The sequence below is a fragment of the uncultured Psychroserpens sp. genome (genome assembly GCF_947494225.1).
Taxonomy (GTDB): domain Bacteria; phylum Bacteroidota; class Bacteroidia; order Flavobacteriales; family Flavobacteriaceae; genus Psychroserpens.
In genome coordinates, this window is the sequence record NZ_CANLUG010000004.1 from 151,590 (window position 1) to 173,687 (window position 22,098).

20 protein-coding genes are annotated in these 22,098 nt (G+C 33.8%); 8 read left to right on the forward strand and 12 right to left on the reverse strand.

Annotation, left to right across the window (positions count from 1 at the left end; genetic code table 11):
* Positions 1-72: 72 nt before the first annotated feature.
* From Q0893_RS11085 to Q0893_RS11105, 5 genes are all read right to left on the reverse strand, one after another.
* Complete coding sequence (locus tag Q0893_RS11085; RefSeq protein ID WP_299275525.1) at positions 73-1,452, reverse strand: DUF5672 family protein; 1,380 nt, start codon at positions 1,450-1,452, stop codon at positions 73-75.
* Positions 1,445-2,623: a glycosyltransferase family 9 protein gene (locus Q0893_RS11090; protein ID WP_299275528.1), complete on the reverse strand. Its 1,179-nt coding sequence runs from the start codon at positions 2,621-2,623 to the stop codon at positions 1,445-1,447. Before Q0893_RS11090 ends, Q0893_RS11085 begins: the two co-directional genes overlap by 8 nt.
* A 151-nt stretch (positions 2,624-2,774) precedes the next feature.
* Positions 2,775-3,017 carry a hypothetical protein gene (locus Q0893_RS11095; RefSeq protein WP_298902505.1) on the reverse strand — a complete coding sequence of 81 codons (243 nt, stop codon included), beginning with the start codon at positions 3,015-3,017 and terminating at the stop codon, positions 2,775-2,777.
* Positions 3,018-3,078: 61 nt separating this feature from the next.
* On the reverse strand, positions 3,079-4,119 hold the full coding sequence (locus Q0893_RS11100; protein WP_298902504.1) for an RluA family pseudouridine synthase: 1,041 nt from the start codon (positions 4,117-4,119) through the stop codon (positions 3,079-3,081).
* A gap of 2 nt (positions 4,120-4,121) precedes the next feature.
* The gene (locus Q0893_RS11105) at positions 4,122-4,685 is read right to left on the reverse strand and encodes a PASTA domain-containing protein (protein ID WP_298902503.1); all 564 of its coding nucleotides are present in this window, start codon (positions 4,683-4,685) and stop codon (positions 4,122-4,124) included.
* Between the two features lie 160 nt (positions 4,686-4,845).
* On the opposite strand from Q0893_RS11105, the gene Q0893_RS11110 reads away from it, so the two are divergent.
* From Q0893_RS11110 to coaD, 3 genes are all read left to right on the forward strand, one after another.
* Complete coding sequence (locus Q0893_RS11110; protein ID WP_298902502.1) at positions 4,846-5,823, forward strand: D-alanine--D-alanine ligase; 978 nt, start codon at positions 4,846-4,848, stop codon at positions 5,821-5,823.
* A 452-nt stretch (positions 5,824-6,275) separates the two neighbouring features.
* A complete protein-coding gene (locus tag Q0893_RS11115) occupies positions 6,276-6,467 on the forward strand; it encodes a hypothetical protein (protein ID WP_299275535.1) in 192 nt (63 codons plus the stop codon).
* A gap of 41 nt (positions 6,468-6,508) precedes the next feature.
* Positions 6,509-6,964, forward strand: a complete 456-nt coding sequence (gene coaD, locus Q0893_RS11120; protein ID WP_298902499.1) for a pantetheine-phosphate adenylyltransferase — start codon at positions 6,509-6,511, stop codon at positions 6,962-6,964.
* A gap of 492 nt (positions 6,965-7,456) precedes the next feature.
* Here the strand turns inward: coaD and Q0893_RS11125 are convergent, their stop codons facing one another.
* Complete coding sequence (locus Q0893_RS11125; protein ID WP_299275539.1) at positions 7,457-8,407, reverse strand: GSCFA domain-containing protein; 951 nt, start codon at positions 8,405-8,407, stop codon at positions 7,457-7,459.
* A gap of 6 nt (positions 8,408-8,413) precedes the next feature.
* Positions 8,414-11,029 (reverse strand): alanine--tRNA ligase, encoded by a 2,616-nt coding sequence (gene alaS, locus Q0893_RS11130; RefSeq protein ID WP_299275542.1) that lies wholly within the window; start codon positions 11,027-11,029, stop codon positions 8,414-8,416.
* 107 nt (positions 11,030-11,136) lie between these two features.
* On the opposite strand from alaS, the gene Q0893_RS11135 reads away from it, so the two are divergent.
* Genes Q0893_RS11135 through Q0893_RS11155 form a run of 5 tightly spaced genes read left to right on the forward strand, consistent with a single transcriptional unit; the run spans position 11,137 to position 14,321 of the window.
* Entirely contained in the window at positions 11,137-12,108 is a 972-nt protein-coding gene (locus Q0893_RS11135) for a M23 family metallopeptidase (protein ID WP_299275544.1), read from the forward strand.
* A 4-nt stretch (positions 12,109-12,112) separates the two neighbouring features.
* Positions 12,113-12,442 carry a MerR family transcriptional regulator gene (locus Q0893_RS11140; protein ID WP_299275547.1) on the forward strand — a complete coding sequence of 110 codons (330 nt, stop codon included), beginning with the start codon at positions 12,113-12,115 and terminating at the stop codon, positions 12,440-12,442.
* A 12-nt stretch (positions 12,443-12,454) separates the two neighbouring features.
* Entirely contained in the window at positions 12,455-13,054 is a 600-nt protein-coding gene (locus Q0893_RS11145) for a LemA family protein (RefSeq protein ID WP_299275550.1), read from the forward strand.
* Between the two features lie 2 nt (positions 13,055-13,056).
* The gene (locus Q0893_RS11150) at positions 13,057-13,494 is read left to right on the forward strand and encodes a TPM domain-containing protein (protein ID WP_299275554.1); all 438 of its coding nucleotides are present in this window, start codon (positions 13,057-13,059) and stop codon (positions 13,492-13,494) included.
* Positions 13,494-14,321 carry a YgcG family protein gene (locus tag Q0893_RS11155; protein WP_299275559.1) on the forward strand — a complete coding sequence of 276 codons (828 nt, stop codon included), beginning with the start codon at positions 13,494-13,496 and terminating at the stop codon, positions 14,319-14,321. The genes Q0893_RS11150 and Q0893_RS11155 overlap by 1 nt, the downstream gene beginning before the upstream one ends.
* A gap of 180 nt (positions 14,322-14,501) precedes the next feature.
* Here Q0893_RS11155 and Q0893_RS11160 read toward each other — a convergent pair whose 3' ends face one another.
* The 5 genes from Q0893_RS11160 to der all read right to left on the reverse strand — a co-directional run bounded on the left by Q0893_RS11160 (position 14,502) and on the right by der (position 22,009).
* A complete protein-coding gene (locus Q0893_RS11160) occupies positions 14,502-17,282 on the reverse strand; it encodes an outer membrane beta-barrel protein (protein ID WP_298902489.1) in 2,781 nt (926 codons plus the stop codon).
* Between the two features lie 154 nt (positions 17,283-17,436).
* Positions 17,437-17,640 (reverse strand): helix-turn-helix transcriptional regulator, encoded by a 204-nt coding sequence (locus tag Q0893_RS11165; RefSeq protein ID WP_366915888.1) that lies wholly within the window; start codon positions 17,638-17,640, stop codon positions 17,437-17,439.
* Positions 17,634-18,110 carry a hypothetical protein gene (locus Q0893_RS11170; protein ID WP_298902486.1) on the reverse strand — a complete coding sequence of 159 codons (477 nt, stop codon included), beginning with the start codon at positions 18,108-18,110 and terminating at the stop codon, positions 17,634-17,636. The genes Q0893_RS11165 and Q0893_RS11170 overlap by 7 nt, the downstream gene beginning before the upstream one ends.
* Positions 18,111-18,247: 137 nt before the next feature.
* Entirely contained in the window at positions 18,248-20,686 is a 2,439-nt protein-coding gene (locus tag Q0893_RS11175) for a T9SS type B sorting domain-containing protein (RefSeq protein WP_299275564.1), read from the reverse strand.
* 12 nt (positions 20,687-20,698) lie between these two features.
* Positions 20,699-22,009 carry a ribosome biogenesis GTPase Der gene (gene der / locus Q0893_RS11180; RefSeq protein WP_298902483.1) on the reverse strand — a complete coding sequence of 437 codons (1,311 nt, stop codon included), beginning with the start codon at positions 22,007-22,009 and terminating at the stop codon, positions 20,699-20,701.
* Positions 22,010-22,098: the final 89 nt, after the last annotated feature.

Here is a 22,098-nt window from a genome sequence, read left to right on the forward strand (position 1 = left end):
AACCATAAACTCATACATTTGAACAGTTACAAATGCAATATTAAATACTATAATAATAAAAATTAATGATGATTACTTCTGTACTTCTTCTGAAACCACTTCCCATTCAAAATTAAGATATAACTCACTTCTAGCATCTAATGGATTTTTGGATGTTGCAATAATTTCTAATTTATCTGCAATGAGTTTTTCGTTAATCTCAGCATCTCTTATTAAACTATTATGTTGAGTTGCTTCGGAATCTTTATGTTCTTTATGAACTATATTAGAATAACTATACAAATAAAACTTTGTTCCAATTGCTTTTTGTTGATGATAAAAGAATATATCTTCATAACCATAATTACCACAGAATTCTTCGTCGACGCCATTAGTTTTCATATAAATAGATTTCGTCATAAAAAACACATTCACATGAGGTCTTACCGTTTGCAAGTTGGAAATAGTATTAAATTTAAATATCGAATTATTAGGCAATTTATAATCTGTTAATCTACCCAATAAGTTTTCTGGAAACAGAATATCTAAATCTGTAACAATGATATTTTCAGATTTTGCGTATTTCACGCCAAGATTTCTGGCGCCTCCTTGATTCCATTTTATGTCTGTTTTAACTCTTAGCAACGTATAATTTAAAACGATATCCTCTGGGATATGAATTGGAACGTTAGAATGGTCATCAACAAACACGAAATGAATTTTTTTTAAAATATCTCGGCTATAGCTACTGTAGACTCTTATTAGTTCTTCTAAGGGGTTTGATTTATTATCTTCAAGATAAAACTGTACGACGTAACTCAATTTTAGATCATTAGCATCAGGCCCTTGGTTTTGAATTTTATCAATAAATAATTGCTGCGCCTTAGTATTAATAAACTTGTTACTATCCCAAAGTGAAATATCTGCATTATGAAATCCAAACTGTCCATTCCATGCATTATTTTCTACGCTAAATTTATGAGCTATTTCTTCTGGTGCAAATTGAATGCCTTTAGATTCTAAAGAAGATCTATATGTCTTACATATTCTTAAATCTTCAGGGTGGAATTCTTCAATATCATTAGTTTCGCTAAGAATACTGAGTAATTTTTTAGACCTAAGGCTAAATCCGCCATTTCCCATACCCCAAAAAGCTGGAGCTCCGATATAGTCATATTCTAAAAAGGTTTCAGACCAACGATTAGGGTTAAGTACAAATCCGTCATATTGAAAAATTAGTACAAACTCAGTATCTACATACTTTTCGAGTTCTTTAATCATAAACTTACTATACCCTTCAATAGAATCGATTTGTGGGATTCTAACAATTCTTTTGTCGCTAGACTCTAGATGTGTAAGTAACTTTACCGATTTGAAACTTACAAATTTTTGTGATATATCTGCAGCTTGTATCAATCTATAAATATCAATACAATCAACACCAAGTAAGGTCACATTATCTAAGTTAAGCATTGGCCGAAGTGTTATGATTAATATTAGGATAAGGATAAAACACATCTAATTGCTCTAAAGCCTTAAAAGTTTCGAGAAACTGTGTTGGCATATATTCAATATCAATGTCTTTATCAGAAAGATTATTGGCTAAAAACTTTCGGCTTTCAAAATCTTTAATTTCAAGTAAGAACTCTTTGTCATTACTTTTAAATATATAACTATCATCCTCTATTATAATCCTAAAATCTGGATTTAAAATATACAATTGGGAGGTAGATTTATAAATCTTATTGAGTAGCTTTAATAACTGAAAGAGCATTTTTTTAGGTAAAACTTTGTTTAAACAAACCTTATCTTCACAATTAATAATAACTTCATAATTGCATCTCAAATTACAATTCCCACGTTTTCCCCATATAAGCTCGACTTTCTCAGAGAATGCTCCCCATGATCCAGGACCTGTAGGTCCGTAGATGGTGAGTATAGGGATATTAAATGCACCTGCCAAATGTGTTATTCCAGCATCATTTCCTATGTGAAACTGAGCGCCAGAAACGACATGCCCAACTTCATCTATATCTCCAGTAACTAATTCGTAGTTAAGTGCTTTACTTTTAAAATAAGGTTCTGGATTTGGGTCGTTAGGACCAATAATTATCTTCGCTTTTAATTGAGGATAGTGCTCATAAATTAACTCAATTAAACTAGCATAATAGTCAATTGGCCAAGCTTTTAAAATAAAACCTGCTCCTGGGTGCACTGTATAATAGATCTCGGAGGCTTTTCTTTTTTTAAAATATGGATACGCTGTTTTTGTCTTAACAATATCTGGAAATTCTGAAACTATACCATCCTTATAATGCTCAATGGAATGCTGTTTTACTTTTTTATGCGTATGATAAACTATTTGAGGTTTCTTCTCTAGGTCATTATTAAATCGAGGATAATTGCCTAATTCTATAATAGTATCATAATGAGATTCATCTACAGTAGTTTCGTCTATAACCAGAATCCCTTCCAAATGGGTTTTAAAAAGATTAACTAGTCTTGGTTGCGTTGCATAAGTTACCTCATTAAACTTTTGTTTTAGCATGTATAATGATGGAACCGTAAAAAAGATATCTCCTATACCTCCATAACTTTTATAGACTAAAATAGATTCTTTTGCAGCACTTTTGAGAGCTTCCATTCTTAAAGTTTTTGATTTGTTAAAAGCGAAGTAATATTAATAAATATGTTTATTAACTAAAAGTGTTTTCCAAATTATACCAAATTGTATAACTCAAAAAACACCATATCTAGAATCTAAATTCTATTTTTTATAAGATCATTTGAATGGATTAATACCCCCCATCGTAATAACCGTCATCATAGTAACCATCGTCATAATATCCATCATCGTAATAACCGTCATCATAGTAACCATCGTCATAATAGCCATCATCATAATAGCCATCATCAAACATTCCATTATCGTCATCAGAATCGGACGAACATGAAACCGCCGAAAGCCCAACAATACTGGCTACTGAAGTTATTACTAATGTTTGTCCCGATTTCTTTATAAAGTCTCTTCTTTTCATCTGTTTGAACTAAATTTCTTACACAAAAATAGTATTTTTTTTGAATTATAAAACTAAATTTTCAATTTGTATCTTGATGTCTTGCATAATGTCTCCATTTATCAATGCACTGCTGCATATCATCAGGAATTGGAGAGTCAAAACTCATATGTTCACCCGTTCTGGGATGTTCAAAACCTAATGTTTTAGCATGCAATGCTTGTCTTGGTAACACTTTAAAACAATTATCTACAAATTGTTTGTATTTAGAAAAAGTTGTCCCCTTTAAGATACGCTCGCCTCCATAACGTTCATCATTGAAAAGCGTATGTCCAATGTGTTTCATGTGTACGCGTATTTGATGCGTGCGTCCCGTTTCTAATTTACAAGACACTAATGTCACATAACCTAAACGTTCGATAACTTTATAATGCGTAACTGCGGGTTTTCCTTTATCTATATCGTCTCCTTCGAAAACTGTATTCTGCAATCTGTTTTTAGGATGACGACCAATATGCCCTTCTATAGAGCCTTCATCTTCTGACATATTTCCCCATACTATAGCTACATATTCGCGTTCGCTTGTTTTATCAAAAAACTGCTTAGATAAATGGGTCATTGCTTGCTCGGTCTTTGCCACAACAAGTAAGCCACTGGTATCTTTATCTATACGATGTACTAAACCTGGTCGCTCACTAGAGTTATTAGGTAAGTTTTCGAAATGATAAACCAAGGCATTAATTAAAGTTCCTGAATAGTTACCATGACCTGGGTGCACAACCATTCCTGCAGGTTTATTAAGAACAAGTAGTTCATCATCTTCATAAACTATATCTAAAGGTATATTCTCTGGTGTTAGTAAATACTCATAAGGAGGATGCTCAAAAAGTACTCTAATCTTATCAAATGGCTTAACCTTATAATTTTGTTTTACAGGCATATCATTTACATAAATACTTCCATCTTTAGCCGCAGCTTGTATTTTATTTCGAGTAGCATTCTCTATACGATTCATCAAATATTTATCAATGCGCAGCGGAGTTTGGCCCTTATCTACTATAAAAGCGTGATGCTCGAATAACTCATCGTCATTCTGTTCAATGGATGTATTTTCTGTGGTCATTATTAGTTAGATCCGCCGCGTTTTCCGTTTCCTAAAACGACGTCAATTTTAGAAGTTAGCGGAAGTAATTTTCCCGCTTCAATTGTTTCTCCTTTGTACTTTATTGAAATCACTTCATCTTTACCTATATCATCAACATAGGTCACTTGTCCAACATTAAAACCTAGGGTTTCCAATGTAGGTTTTGCTTGACGAAATGTACGACGTACAATATTAGGAACAGGAACTTTACGATATCCCGATGGATTTAAAGTAAGATATATTTTTCTATCTTCTTTTACTTGAGCTCCAGCTTTAGGGTATTGTTCTATAACCGAATATTTTGGGTATTTAGGATTATAGTTCGCTGAATCTTGAATTTCCATCACCAAATCATTATCATTTAATTCTATTTCCACTGTTTGGAGTGTCTTACCTTTTAAATCAGGAACTTTAATAAATTCACCATGATTTGTAGTGCTTTTTAGCCATTGCATAGTCAAAAACAAAATAATCACTAACGCAACAATTGCTAATCCTAGTTGTTTAAAAAATGTTTTACTCTTAAGAAACTTTATAAGACTCATGTAAAAAATTTACTGTGCGACAAATATATAAAAACGAAAGCGTTTTTTTTATGGGTTTAATATGCTATTTTAGCTTAACTCGATTTGAAGCGTATTATTGTTAAATAAGATATACGATTGAACATAAATAAAAAGACTATCTCTTGAGTACAATTGGTTTATGAAAAAGAATATAGCCATCATAATGGGTGGGTTTTCAAGTGAATATGAAATCTCTCTCAAAAGCGGACAAGTAGTTTACGACACCTTAGACAAATCTAAATATAATGCGTATCGCATTCATATTTTTAAAGACAAATGGGTTTTTGTAAATGATCTAAACGAAGAATTCCCGATCGATAAAAATGACTTTTCGGTTGTGGTAAATGAAGTCAAAATCAATTTCGACTGTGTTTTTAATGCCATTCATGGTTCTCCTGGAGAAGATGGATTCATGCAAGGTTATTTTGAGTTACTCGGTATGCCTCATACAAGTTGTGGCATGTACCAAGCGGCTCTAACTTTTAACAAAAGAGATTGTTTAAGTGCTTTGAAGCCATATGGTATTAAAACAGCAAACTCTTATTACGTCAATTTTGGGGATACCATTGACGAAGATACTATAGTTAAGACCGTTGGACTTCCTTGTTTTGTAAAAGCAAATAGAGCCGGAAGTAGTTTTGGAATTACTAAAGTCTATAAGAAAGAAGATATTCAGCAGGCTTTGGAAGTTGCCTTTAAAGAAGATGATGAAGTTATTATAGAATCCTTTTTGGATGGTACAGAAGTTTCTGTTGGTGTTATTAACTATAAAGGTGAAATAAAAGTTTTACCAATTACTGAAATCGTCTCTAATAATGACTTTTTTGATTATAAAGCAAAATACTTAGGTGAGTCTCAAGAAATCACTCCTGCCCGAATAGATGATGTTTCAGCAAAGAAAGTAAGACAAATTGCAAAAAAAGTATACGAAGTACTTAAATTAAAAGGGTTCAGCCGCAGTGAATATATTTTTAAAGATGGTGACCCACACCTTTTAGAAGTCAATACAATTCCTGGTTTGACAGCTGCAAGCATTTTACCTCAACAAGCGGCCGAAGCAGGAATTAGTTTAAGTGCATTATTTGAAAATGCCATTGAATCTGAACTAAATTCCTAACATAGCTATTATGATACTTTGGGGGATTGAGAAAAACAAACTTGATGAAGGAGAACTAAGACATGTCACTTGTCCAAAATGTCAAAGTAAAACCTCCATGTCATATGAAGTCTTTGGTAAATACTTATACCTCTTTTGGGTTCCTATGTTTCCAATAGGTAAAAAAAAAATACTTAGAATGTGATACCTGTGCCGAGCAATTTCAATTAAAAACCCTTCCTAAGGATATACAACAGCATTTTAAAAATAGAATACGCACAAAATATCCGCTTTGGTATTTTAGTGGTATTGCCATATCGACTATTCTAATTTATCTACTTTCTGTACTTTTTGCAGACCGTGAGATTAAAGATCAAAATCTTATAGATCATCCAAAGATTGGTGACATATATACTATTAAGGTAGATAAAACTAAGGAACATATTAATGATTATTCGTCTCATTATACACTTATGAAAGTAATTGATGTCTCTAATGATAGTATAACGGTTATGTACAACACCAAGACCGTAAAAAAGGTCTACAAAAGTAGACTTATTGATAAGGCCAAGTTTTATGACTCAACATTTACTAATCGCTTTTCGCTTCAAAAACTAAAAGAATACTACGAGACAAAATATATTAAAGTCGTAAACAGAAGCTAGTTTAAGCGTCTTAAATAAAAACAGAATTGTATCTTTAACCTATGAAACGAGCAATCTTTCCTGGATCTTTTGATCCGATTACACTTGGTCACTACGACATTATAAAACGTAGTGTTAGGCTTTTTGATGAAGTTATTGTTGCGATTGGCATTAATGCCGACAAAAAGTATATGTTCTCACTTGACGAACGTCAACAATTTATTGAAGAAGCCTTTAAAGATGAACCTAAAGTAAAAGTGGTGACTTATAAAGGGCTTACCGTAGACTTTTGTAAAGAAAATAATGTAGAATTTATTTTAAGAGGCTTGCGTAATCCCGCAGATTTTGAATTTGAAAAAGCTATAGCCCACACTAATCGAGACTTGGCTCCTATTGAAACGGTATTCTTGTTAACTGCTGCAAGTACGTCTTATATTTCATCATCAATAGTTAGAGATGTTATAAGAAACAATGGCGATTACACCAAGTTGGTTCCTAAAAGTGTTAGAGTCAAATAAGGTTGTTTCGTTTGGCTTTCTAGTATAGTTATAATTTAATATAACCTTTGAAATTGTTGTAAAACATTTTTCAATGCACTTAGATATTTCTTTAAATACATTAGCTGCTATTTCATAATATTATAATTTCAGAAGAGTAACTTCAAATGAAAAGAAAAACAAGTGCTATAATACTCAATAGAATGCATAAAAAAAGCATCAGATTTGAAAGGCCTTTTGGGACAACAAAATTAACTGACGCTTTTTATAAAAATTGATTAATAGCATGACGAATATATAACTTAGTTCGAGGTTCTGTATGATTTTTTCGACAAGAAGCAATTAAAAAAGATTAAGCGTAATCTTACAAAAATCACACCTAAACATAATTTCTGTAACACTATCTTAATTATTAAGACAATTTAGATATACCGCTTTATCCTTGTCTCGACAGCATAAATAGTTTCTATTTTATAAGAAGATGTCCTTATTTAGAAAAATAAAAAAACAGGATTAGAATTCGATATGAGGAAACTTCGAATTGATAATTGATTGTTGATGGGTAAGCTGATGAAGAAATGTTTGATGCGCTTCAGATTTCGGATTAAATGGTCGATGCGCCAACCCCTTTTGAATTGAATCTATAGCGTTCATCGTTTTTTGTGTCTCTTCGGAAATCCATGTGTCATGAAAACGATTCCAAATATATTGAACTGCAGTCGCATTTGGGTGAATCATGTCATCACTATAGAATCTGTAATCTCGGAGCTCATCCATCATAATTTCATACGATGGGAAGTAATAATTATGATGTCTAGGATCGGCAACCTGATGAATAGCAGCTATACAGTGCGCTTTACTTAAAGTATTCTGAGTAAAACCATCTTTTGTATGTCTTACTGGTGATACCGTAAAAATAACGGACGCTTTAGCATTTATACTTCTTATCAAGCTAACAATAGCCTCCAATGACTGAACGATTTGATCTACTTCCAAAAGCTCTTTTAAGAATTTCTTCTGTGGTATCTTATGGCAATTTGCAACAAATTTATCGGTTTCAATAAATCGATATGCCCATGCCGTTCCCAATGTAATAATTACATGAGTTGTTTCACTCAAAAACTGGCGCGTTGCTTCGAGATGGGTATTCAAATTTTGAAGCAATTCTATTTCGGAAGGACTGCCTAATTTAGAATGCGCATCAAAACAATGCCATTGCTCATTATGAAAAACAATATCATCCTTAGTATATATTTTTTCATTAATAGCATTAGTAATTAAACGTTCTATTGCCAAAGGATGAAATAAAATACCAAATGGGTTTTGAAATTTCTGAAATTTGAAATAACTAAACTTATCACCTATATTTTCCGAAAAACATGATCCCAATAACAGCACTTTAGAATGATAATCAATTTGATTAAACTGTTGCGGTTGTATGGGTATGTTCGTTTGAAAATTCAAATTAACTTAGTTTAAATAGTCTTTGACAGCCTTAAAAGCCTCATCGATGCCCTCTGGGTTTTTACCTCCAGCTGTTGCAAAAAACGGTTGACCACCACCTCCACCTTGGATGTATTTACCTAATTCTCGCACAATAGTTCCTGCATTTAAATCTTTGCTCGCTACTAATTCTTTAGAAATATAACATGATAAAATAGCTTTGCCGTTGTTATCTGCACCAAATAATAAAAACAAATTATCAAACTGACTTCCCAATTCGAAACATACGTCTTTTATTCCGGCTGCATCTAAATCCAATTTTTTAGCTAAAAATTGAACACCATTTACATCGGTTAGTTCATTTTTCAGATCGCCTTTAATAGATTTTGCTTTTTCTTTTAATAAGGTATCAATTTGTTTTTTCAAACTCACATTTTCATCTTGAAGACTTTGTAAGGCCTTTACTGGTTCCTTAGCATTATTAAGTAAATCTTTCATTTCAAAATATGCTCTATTATTATCGAAATAGAAATCTTTAACAGCATCACTCGTTATAGCTTCAATACGACGAATACCTGCCGCTACAGCACCTTCAGATACAATTTTAAAATGCCAGATATCACCAGTGTTTTTTACATGTGTTCCTCCACAAAGTTCTATAGATTGCCCGAAACGAACAGCACGAACTGTGTCGCCATATTTTTCGCCAAAAAGTGCCATTGCACCTTCGTCAATCGCTTGTTGCATTGGAATATTACGTTGTTCTTGCAAAGGTAACTTCCCTTCGATACGTCTATTTACAAAGTTTTCTACTTCGCGTAATTCATCTACAGTAAGTTTAGAAAAATGTGAGAAGTCAAAACGCAAATATTTAGAATGGACAGCCGATCCTTTTTGTTCCACATGAGGCCCCAAGACTTCGCGCAATGCTTGATGCAATAAGTGCGTTGCTGTATGATTACATTCGGTTCTATAGCGCTGCTTCCCATCAACGACAGCTTTAAATGTTTCATTAAGATGCTTAGGTAAGCTCTTAGCAAAATGAATGGAAACGTTATTCTCCTTCTTAGTATCAATAATATATACCACATCACCATGCATATCTTCTAGATATCCCTTATCTCCTACTTGACCTCCTCCTTCAGCATAGAAAGGCGTCATATTAAACACCAATTGATAGAGTTCGCCATCTTTCTTAGATGATACTTTTCGGTATTTAGTGATTTTCACTTGGGCATCTAAAGTATCATAACCAATAAACTCTTGATCTTCGTCTTCTACAAGTATGGTCCAGTCATCCGATTTTAACTCAGATGCTTGTTTTCCGCGTTCTTGTTGTTCCTTGAGTTTCTTTTTAAAATCTTCAACATGGTATGTAAATCCTTTTTCACGAAGTATAAGGTTCGTTAAATCTTCAGGAAACCCGTAAGTGTCTTTAAGTTCAAACACTTTAGCTCCAGAAATTTCTTTAGTTTTTGCATTCTCAATAATGCGATCTAGGAGAATTAAACCTTGCTCTAGCGTTCTTAAAAAAGAGGTTTCTTCTTCCTTAATGACATTCTCTACAAGTTGTCTTTGTTCTTTTAATTCTGGAAAAGCCTTGCCCATTTTTTTAACAAGAACATCAACTAATCGATATATAAAAGGTTCTTTTTTATCGAGAAATGTAAATCCGTAACGTACGGCACGACGTAAAATTCTACGAATCACGTAACCTGCTCCTGTATTACTAGGTAGTTGGCCATCAGCAATAGAAAAAGCAACAGCACGAACATGATCTGAAATCACACGTATAGCGATGTCGGTCTTTTCATCTTTTCCATAATCTTTATCTGTAATGGTTTCGATTTCTCGAATGATGGGCGTAAACACATCTGTGTCATAATTGGATTGAACACCTTGCAACACCATACATAAACGTTCAAACCCCATCCCTGTATCGATATGTTTATCTGGAAGAATCTCCAAAGAGCTATCGGCTTTACGATTGTATTGCATGAATACGAGGTTCCATATTTCAACCACTTGAGGGTGATCCATATTTACCAAAGATTTCCCATCAACTTTTGATTTCTCTTCTTCAGAACGTATGTCGACATGAATTTCACTACAAGGTCCACAAGGTCCTTGATCTCCCATTTCCCAAAAGTTATCTTTCTTATTTCCCATGAGGATACGATCTTCAGGAATTATCTTCTTCCATAGATCATAGGCCTCTTGATCCATTTTTAAATTATCAGCATCATCGCTCCCTTCAAAAACGGTTACATACAGGCTATTTTTATCTATTTTATAGACTTCAGTCAATAATTCCCAGGCCCAAGCGATCGCCTCTTTTTTGAAATAGTCCCCGAAACTCCAGTTTCCGAGCATTTCAAAAAGCGTATGATGATAGGTATCATGTCCAACTTCTTCCAAATCGTTTTGTTTACCTGAAACACGTAGACATTTTTGCGAATCGGTTAGACGATTGTTTTTAGGTTGTGCATTTCCGAGGAAAAATTCTTTAAAAGGTGCCATCCCAGAATTGACAAACATTAAGGTTGGATCATCTTTTAAAATCATTGGCGCAGATGGCACAATGCTATGTTTTTTTTCTTCAAAAAAATTCAGAAAAGTATGTCGGACGTCTTGAGACTTCATAATCAGTTGTTAAGTACCTTGTTCTTATTTAATTCCTTTAAATAAGAAACAATTTATATATTTGTGTTACGTTCTATTATTCTTGCAAAAATAGAATTTTTTAAGATATGTCTAAAGTAAAATATTATTACGATTCTGAAACCCTGTCTTACCGCAAAATTGAGCGTAAGAAAGGTAAGACCATTAAGTTTGGAATGCTGTTTTTATTAGCTTCTGCTCTTTTTGCGTTTTTAATTCTCTTTATTGCAAGTCAATATATCGAATCTCCAAGAGAACGTGCTTTAAAACATGAGCTTGCTAATTTACAGCTACAGTACGACGTATTAAACAAAAATATAGACAATGCCTTTGCCGCTTTGGAGAGTGTTGAAGAGCGCGATAATAATATTTACAGATTATATTTTGAAGCTAATCCTATTCCGATGGAGCAGCGTAGAGCTGGTTTTGGTGGTATTAATCGTTATAAAAAATATGAAGGGTTTGATAATTCTAAGTTGATTATTGAAAGTAATAAACGTTTAGAGCTTTTACAAAAGGCCATAGATGTTCAATCGCGTTCTTTAGATGAGATTAAAATTCTTGCTGAAGACAAAGAGAAATTTTTGTCGGCTATTCCTGCAATCCAACCTGTAAGGAATGAGGATTTAAAACATATGGCATCGGGTTATGGTTATAGAACTGATCCATTTACCAAGGTGCGTAAATTTCACTATGGTATGGATTTTACGGCACCAAGAGGTACACCAGTGTACGCAACAGGCGATGGTGTAGTGAAACGTGCAGATGCTAACTCATCTGGTTACGGTAAACATATTAGAATTGATCATGGTTACGGCTATGTATCCCTATATGCTCATTTATACCGTTATAACGTTAAAGCGAATCAAAAAGTGAAGCGTGGAGACTTAATAGGTTATGTAGGAAGTACAGGGCGTTCTGAGGCACCACATTTACATTACGAAGTTTTTAAAGATGGTGATCGTATTAACCCAATAAATTTCTATTACGGCAATTTAACTGCCGAAGAATACGCACGACTATTAGAAAAAGCATCATTAGAAAACCAATCTTTAGACTAGGACTATGCACATTGATCTTCCGGAAAAACGTTACTATGGCATTGGCGAAGTCGCTAAAGCATTTAATGTTAACACATCATTGATTCGTTTTTGGGAAAAGGAATTTGATGTTCTAAAACCTAAGAAAAACGCTAAAGGCAATCGTAAGTTTACACCCGAAGACATTAAAAATTTAAAATTCATTTACCATTTGGTAAAGGAACGTGGATTTACGCTTGAAGGTGCTAAAACACATCTTAAAGAAGGCAAAAAACAGTCTCTAAGTACTTTTGAGATTATAGAAAAACTAGAAGGTGTTAAGGCACAACTTTTAAAAATAAAATCACAACTTTAAAACACTATCATTATGAAAAAATGGTTACCATGGATTATTATAGCTATTCTGGCTGTAGGCCTATATTCTTGGGGAAAGGGATTTAATAATACAGCTGTAGAACTCAACGAAACGGTAAAAAAGTCTTGGGGAAATGTAGAAACATCCTATCAACGACGTTATGATTTAATTGATAACTTGGTTAACACCGTAAAAGGCGCTGCTAATTTCGAAAAATCAACTTTAGAATCGGTAATAAACGCAAGAGCTAAAGCTACTTCAATAAATATTGATCCAACTAATGTCACACCAGAACAACTTGCTCAATTTAATGAAGTTCAAGGTGGTTTAAGTGGTGCCTTAAAAAGTCTTTTAGTTACTGTTGAACGTTATCCAGAATTAAAATCGAATCAAAATTTCTTAAAACTTCAAGATGAACTTACCAGTACCGAAAATGAAGTAAGAACAGCTAGAGTGCGTTATAATGATGCTATAGAACCTTACAACAATCATGTAAATACTTTTCCAAATATGTTATTGGCAGGTGTTTTTAATTTTGATGAAAAACCATATTTCGAATCGGATAATGCAGCGAGCAAACCAGTAAAAGTAGATCCTGACTTCACCAATTAATCATGTCAAAAGTTGAAGACTTTTTAACGTCTATTGAGGAACAAGAGATTATTGAAGCTATAAGGATAGCAGAGAAAAACACTTCTGGAGAAATTCGCATTCATATAGAACGCAATTCTAAGATTGAAGCTTTTGAACGTGCAATGGAGGTATTCCATTATTTAAAAATGGACAACACCAAACTTCAAAATGGTGTACTTATTTATATTGCGGTTGACGACAGGACCTTTGTTATTTATGGCGACAAAGGTATTAACGACGTGGTTCCAACAAATTTTTGGGATGCTACAAAAGATGTGATGCAATCCCATTTTAAAGCCAATCGGTTTAAACAGGGCCTTATAGAAGGTGTCCTGCAAGCTGGTCAACAACTGGAAGAACATTTCCCATGGATTCATGGTGATACCAACGAATTACCTAACGAGATATCTAAAGGATAATGTTAAAACTAAAACATACAACCACTCTTATTCTAATCTGCTTAATCACCAGTTTTTCTCATACGGTATTTGCTCAATATGACATTCCTAAAAAGCCAGATTTCATACATCCAGTAATTGATAGTACTGAAACCCTCACAAAACAAGAGTATAAATTCTTATATGATAAATTAAAAAATTATAACGACTCAACTTCAACTGAGGTTATGATTGTAATCATAGCAACTACCAAAGGAGAAAATATTGGTCTTTTAGCTCCAAATTGGGCGCACAAATGGGAAATTGGTCAGGCCAATGAAGATAATGGTGTTTTTATATTATTAGCTAAAGATGATAGGGATATTTGGATTTCTCCTGGTTATGGCGTTGATGACCGACTTACGGCAGGAACCATTGGGCAACTCACTAGAAATGTAATTATTCCTGAGTTCAAAAAAGGCGACTATTTTGGAGGTCTTAACAAAGGAACAGATACCATATTTCAAATTTTAGAGGGTAAATATACGGCTTCTAAAAATGTAGAGTCAAACGACGTTTTTCCTATTGTCATTTTCCTAGTAATGGTAATTGTTTTCATCATATTTGTTATCGCCATCTCCAAGAATAGAAGAAATGGTGGAAATGGTAGTGGAGGCCAACGCACCAATGGTACTAGTATTTTAGACGCTATCATATTAAGCAATATGGGACGCGGTAGCTATGGCAGACGAAGTAGTTCTAGTGGCGGTATTTTTGGTGGTGGCTTCGGTGGTGGTTCATCTGGCGGTTTTGGTGGCTTCGGTGGTGGAGGTGGCTTCTCTGGTGGCGGTGCTGGTGGTAGTTGGTAGTTGGTAGTTGGTAGTAAACGATGAAAAAAGTTGTTCTTTTACTTCTCTTTGTAATTGGTATCTCTTGTAGAACCAAATCTGTTAAGACATTATTGATAAGGTCATGATCGCCAAATTTAAAGAAGGCAACTATTACCTAGGCATCTCTTCTGGATTAGATTCGATTATGAGTGCCTGGCGTTAGTCTAAAATGAAAAAACTGTTTTTACTCACCTCTCCTTTTGAACCTAAACTATTAAATTTCCAACTAAAACTAAGCATAAAGTACTGTTGTAATACTGTACTCTGTCTATCTTCAATATAATTTTGAGTGGCACGTCGTCTAGCATTTGTGTTTTGATTGAGTAAATCGTAAACCTTTAAGGTCATTACTGCCTTGTCTTTCATGAAAGAATAGGCTAAAGTGGAGTTCCAAAACCAAGCGCTTTTTTGAAATCCTGGAGCCACATTAGGATTATAGGCAAAATCCACAGTATTGGTCCATTCAAACTGTTTTGGCAAATAGGTTGTGAAATTTAAATCAACATCATGTCTAAGAAAATCTACGTCCTCAAAGGTTTCAATATCGTAAGTGTTTTTGGTGAAAGACATGCGATATCTTGGTCTAAATTCTAGGACTTCTTTCCAATTAAAGCGCAATCCAATGCTTGGTGTTAACGAGCTAACGTTACTTTCATATTGTACCTCATTATTGAAATTAATATTTCGGTTAAAACTAGCTGATAGTCCAATATCATATTTGATCGTTTTTAAAGAATCAGCCTTGAAAGTTTTACTGTAATTAACATTTCCGAAGACATTATAATTACCATTAACATTGGCATAAGTTGTTGTTCGTTTTAGGGTTTCTGGATCAACAATAGTTCTTGATACGACTTGATTTCTACTAAAATTCACACTAGCATAGCTATATACTCCTGTTTTCTTCTGAAAATCGAAAGCATTATATCCCATATACAAACGGTGTCTATTTGTAGGCTCTAAGTTTGGGTTTCCTGTAATTGTATTTAAGGGATTAGACACATTCTGAAATGGTTGCAGTTGAGACAAACTTGGCGGTGAATTATTAAGTGAATACCCTGTATACATTGACGACTTAGGGCTAAACCTATAATTAAAATTTCCTCGTAATTCTACAGCTTGAAAGTTTCGTTTAAGACTTAATTCAGGTCTTAGAAAATCTCTATTCTCTAAAGTTCTAAACACATAACTGGAAGTGATACTTGTAGACCATTTTTCTTTTCTAAGCGTTAACTTCACCGATGGCGTATTTTCTTGATTAAAATATTCGAAATCTGAACTCAAATCTAGATTAAAATCGTCGTACAAATTAGTCGTCATATCGCGATCAAAGGTACTTCTTAAGTTTGTTCGTTTCTCGTCTCTAAAGGTATATTTGAAATCTAAAAACAACTCCTTGGCTTTTATGGGTAACCTATAGGTAGACGACAATCGTAATGTTCTATTTTCCGTTTCAGAATCGGTAAACTGATCTCTTATAATATCATCATCTGTGGTATTAAAAAAATTAGTCTCAGAAGTTAGAAAATCATCAGATTCATTTTTATTAATATCATTATCAAACTCAAATTTCAAAAAGGCTCCATCATTTCCAAAACGTTTGGTAAGGTCAAATTCGGCACCAAAACTTTGGGCATTGCCATCTACAAAAGAACCCGTTGTGGATTGGTTTGTTAAGTCGTTATTTTCGTCACGGGTTTCTTCATCTTGAGAAAAAGAGGTCTTAGATGTAGACCATCGGAAAGATGGATTAACCGTAATTAAAAACGTGGAATCTACTTCGATATCAAACCCTAAATTAGCGCTATGATTCTGACCATCGTTAATAGATCTCGACCGTGAATCTGAGAAGAATCTCGAATCTGGCAGAATGTTTTCGCGTTGCGTTAACGTTTCGTTTTCAGAATCACTTCCTGAATAAAAATAATCGGCTGTAACTTCTACTTTTTCACTTAATACATCGGCATAATTTGCACCAACATTTTGTGAAGTCGTTATGCCTTGTCCGCCACCAAAAGAACGTCCATTTATAGCAAAAGATCCATTACTACTAATGCTCATACTATTAGCATTACCAAACATTTTTTGAATTTCGCCAAAACTAAATCCAGGAGAATTGGTGTTGTTTCCGCCCGCCAATATACTTACGCGTCGATCATTATCAAATAGATTAACCATTCCTGCCAATTCATAACGTTCATCCGTTCCTGCTCCAGCGGCTAGTCGTCCAAAAACACCTTTATTATTCTCTTCTTTTATTGTAAGGTTTATGGTTTTATTTTCTTTATCTCCCTCTTCACCTGAAAAGGCCTCAGATTTTGTTTTGGTATCGGTAATTTGAACTTTTTCTATAATATCTTTAGTTAAATTACGCGTGGTAATGGTTGGGTCATCTCCAAAAAACGGCTTTCCATTAACCAAAATTTTACTGACATCTTTTCCATTTACTGTAATCTTTCCATTTTCGTCAACCTCAACACCAGGTAGCTTTTTAAGTAGATCTTCAACATTAGCATCCTTTTTGGTTTTGAACGATTTAACATTAAACTCGAGCGTATCTTTTTTTATGGTAATTGGTGCTCTAGATTTGATAACCACTTCATCCAAAGCATTGCTAATTTTTAATGCAATCGTTTTTAAATCGATCTCTTCTTTATCTATGGAAATTTGCTTAAAATAAGTTTGATAACCTACATAGTCTATAAAGAGATTGAGCTTATCATCATAAGTTTCATTTTCTAAGACAAAGTTTCCGCTCTTATCTGAAATTGTATAGGTTACCAGACTGCTATCCTTGACGCGTTCGAGATAAATTGTGGCTGATTCTAAAGGCGATTTATTGTCGTTAGCAACAATGTTTCCAGAAATCTTAAAAGATTTTGATTGTGAAAACGCTAATGAAACAGTTAAAAGCGCTATGAAAAAAAGGAATTTCTTCATGTGGTTGATTGATTGATGGTTTATACGTTACAAGTATAACTATAAAAACAGTTATAAAACTAAAAAAATAGTTAAATGATTTTTTTTATCAATTTCAAAACGAAAATAATATTGTTTTCGTATGAATTTTCTTAATATTATTATAAAATTTAGTTTATTCTCCTTCCTCTAGAAAGAACAATTCTTCTACGGGTAGTTTGAATAGTTTGGCTATTTTAATTGCCAATAAAGCTGAAGGCACATATTTCCCTTTTTCAATAGCATTAATTGATTGTCTACTCACGCCTATTTTTTCGGCCAAGTCTCCTTGAGTCATATCATGTCGAGCCCGTTCTATTTTTATATTGTTCTTCATGATCTATGCTTTAAAAAATTAAATCTAATTATAAAAAACAACAAAGGTGTAAACATATTATAGACCAGTATATTGAAAAATGAAAAATTGTAAACAAAAATGATAGCAAAAATTAATACAATATAGTTTAGAATAATTGCCCATACCAAAGAGTCTTTTCTTAGTTTATAAATAAATTCATCTTCTACTTTTTCCTTTGAGAAGCCAACAAATAAGCCACCAATAATGATCATTAATGCAACAATTTCATCAAAAACACTGTTTTCAATAATTCTAAAGTAATCACCAACAGCACCAGTATTAGAACTACTAAAAAGACCATTTCCTCCGCCTAAAATTGCTAAAACTTTTGTTTCTAGAATATCAGATTCCATTCCTGATACTATTAAATATACGCCCAAAACTAGTCCTGAAACTAATAATCCCCATCCCGGAATTTTATATTTATTTGAAAGTAAATAATTAGATTTCATAATAATTTAATTTAAATATTAGATTTCAAAAGTAAACAAAAATTTACAAAATGTAAACTTTACTTTACTTTTTATCAAAAATAATTGCTATTTAAATTGTAACATGTTAAAAATCAGTATTTTACACAAAGTTAAAATTATCGCTTTAACGTGAAGTGGTTTTTAAACGTTCTGCCATCTTCTAAGGTTGCAGAAAACCAGTAGTCGCTAGCAGGTAGTGGATTCCCCTTAAAAGTACCATCCCATGCATCTATTGGTGAATTTAATGTGTAAAGCAATTTTCCGAAGCGATCAAAAATAAAAACCTTACTATTAGGCTGAAACTGTTCTGAAATTCCCATGAGTTTCCAGGTATCGTTGTAACCATCATTATTTGGTGTAAAAAATTTAGCATAACCAATTACAGAAACATTCTCTGTTGCAACACCACAATTGTTTTTTATATCTCTAACATAAACCGTATAAATACCTGGAACCACATCTGTAAACGTATTTGAACTTTGATATGGACCGTTAACGCTCGTAATAGAATAGTCGTACTCTCCTTCACCAGAGACCAATATGGTTATCGAATTATTTGCAGATACGTCTTCAACCTCAACGTTATCAATAGTTGCCACGTTAGACGCTATGACATTTATGGTTCTTTCATTTGCACATCCATCAGGCTCAGTCACTACTACCGAGTATGAGCCAATTTCGTTGATTTCAATAGCCATTGTTGTTTCTCCTGTAGACCAATTATAGTAATAGTTATTTGGAATGCCATCTATAATACCACCACTTAATGTTATCGTTTCTGGAAAGTCGTTTAAGCAGTAATACACTTCTTCAATCGTATTAACATTAGGAAGTGGTTTCACTCTTAATAGTACTTCAGAAATGCGATAACATGCTTCTCCGTTGTTGATTCTGGCATATATAGTTTGCTCATTTTGAATGGTATTGAAATATGCGTTAGGTAAGCCATTAAGTTCTAAAGATGCATCATCGTAAGTTTCATAATAACTAACCGTTGCGTTTTGTGGCGCACCAGATAATACTTGATTATTTGCTTCAGACAAATCAAAAAACACAAAACCATCTTCTACCAAATCATCACAAGTTTCTATAAGTGCAGAACTACCATTTGACGACACAATCACTTCTAGAGTTACCTCTGCGATATTGGCACAGCCATTTAGAATATCTATAACTTGCGCATATATAATTTGTGGATTGGAACTATTTGTATAATCACTGCCGTTAATCGCGTTATTCAAGTTAACATCTTCAAAATAATTTATAATCCTGTTGTTAATGATCCCGCCAGTAATTAACTCAAAAGCATTGTCAATATTAAACGATGTAATACCATCTTGAGTACTATCATCACACTGCGTAATTGAAATATTATTTGCATCTGGCACATCTGGTACTGTAACCGTAATTGGAGTTCTTGGCCCTCCTACACAACCATCAAATACAGGTAGTACCCAATATGTTGTTGTGGTTGTAATGAATTCACTAAAAGTAAACCCATCATTTAATAACGTTGTTGAGGATGGTGTTTCATACCAAAGAACAGTATCTGTATTGGCATTAATATTCACGCTAACCTCTCCTTCATTGCATACTACAATGGTATCATCAAAAGTCATTTTTGGTGTTATAATAATAGAACTGGCCGATAAATTCACGACAGGATCTCCTGGCATTCCTCCAAACTCAACAAAAAAACCTCTAGGATAATAGGGATTCCCAGGTCCCGCTGGATCTCCAGCATTAGGTAAGTCATTCCATGATCCTATATTCCCAATACTTGGATCTGTTATATGCGCATAATCTTCATTTCCAAAATTATTTGGCTCACCATTATTCCAAAATGAGTATTCTCCATTAACAGGTTGGCCATTTGCTGTGCCCATCCAAAAAACGGTACCAGCTTCGGGACCAGTTTCCCATCTCCATGTACTTTCAACTCCAACGTCACTAGCACCAATCCACCCTGTTCCTGGACTTTGCTCTCCTGCAAACGTCGATTCTTCTTCAGATGTCAAGGTCGCTAAATATCCTTGTAATCCAAAATAGTCTAAATTCTCGGCGGCATCACGAGCTGCTGTCCATGTTATACCATCGCTAGATACATACAAATAATAATGTCCTGTAGACGGTAAATAATTAGCATCTCCTAAGTTAATCGAAAACGATTTATCTTGAGTGAAATTAGTTTGTGTTGTTTGAAATGTGACATTACTTATCGCATCGATAAATTCGGTAAAACTTGCAGGTCCTTCTAAGGTTAGTTTACCTTCTTGAACTAACCAACTTGATGTAATATTTGGATAGATGCCATTTAAAACTAGAAGATCTTGATTTATGGTATAACCTTCGGAAATTTGAATAAATACATTTTCTAAAGTAGTATCACCAGCATCAGCATCTGTTATACTTACGCTCGTCACAATGTTCATTGGAGCGTTTCCGCAAAACTCTTGGTTTCCTTCTACTGTAATTACTGGAGGGGCATTTTGTGCAAAACCATATTCAGAATAACCGAATATAAGTATCAACACAAAAAACACCTTGGTTCTCATCCTTTTAACAAATTACTTCTTTCTCATATACACACTAACAGGTACACCTTTAAAATCGAAATGTTCTCGTAAATTATTCTCTAGAAAACGCTTATATGGATCTCTAACATATTGCGGTAGGTTACAGAAAAAAGCGAACTGAGGTTGTGGTGTAGGCAATTGCATTATATATTTTATTTTCACAAACTTACCTTTATATGCTGGAGGTGGATAGTTTTCTATAATTGGTAATAAAACCTCATTAAGTTTACTCGTCTTAATTTTCTTAGTTCTATTTTCATACACCTCAACAGCAGTCTCGATAGCCTTAAAGATACGTTGTTTATTCAATACCGAAATAAAAACGATGGGCACATCTGTAAATGGTTCGATTTCCTTTCTAATCACACGTTCAAAATCTCTTGTAGATTGTGTGTTCTTTTCGATAAGGTCCCATTTATTAACTAGTATTACAATACCTTTACGGTTACGTTCTGCTAACCAAAATATATTTTGAACCTGACCATCAAAGCCTCTTGTAGCATCTAAGACTAGTAAACATACATCACAATGTTCAATAGCTCTAACACTTCTCATTACTGAATAAAACTCTAAATCTTCTTTGACTTTTGATTTACGTCTAATCCCAGCGGTATCTACCAAATTAAATTCAAATCCGAAACGGTTGTATTTAGTATCTATAGAATCTCTAGTTGTACCAGCAATATCTGTTACAATGTAACGATCTTCACCTATTAAGGCATTTATAAATGATGATTTTCCTGCGTTAGGTCTTCCTACAACAGCAAACCTAGGTAGTTGATCTTCTTCCTTTTCATCTTCGTCATTTTCGGGCAACGCTTCTACCAGAGCATCAAGTAAGTCACCTGTTCCGCTACCATTTATACTTGCTATGGTATAATATTCACCTAATCCAAGCGCATAAAACTCGACGGCATCTTCCGAACGTTTGTTATTATCTACCTTATTGACAGCTAAAAAAACAGGTTTGTCAACTTTTCTGAGCAATCTCGCCACATCTTCATCCATTCCTGTCACTCCCGTTTCGACATCTACCATAAAAATTATAGCATCGGCTTCTTCAATTGCTAGCTCTACTTGCTTATCAATTTCAGCTTCGAAAACATCATCACTTCCCTTAACATAGCCTCCTGTATCAATTAAAGAAAACTCCTTTCCATTCCAATCACTTTTTCCGTAGTGACGATCTCTGGTTACACCACTAACGGCATCTACGATGGCTTCTCGTCGCTGTATCAAGCGATTAAAAAAAGTAGACTTCCCTACATTTGGTCTTCCTACAATAGCAACTATATTACTCATAACTTTTATATTTTATCTGCATTACATATCCTGTAAGCGGCTGCAAAGATACTAAATAACTACTGAGGTCGTACGAATTTTACGTTAAA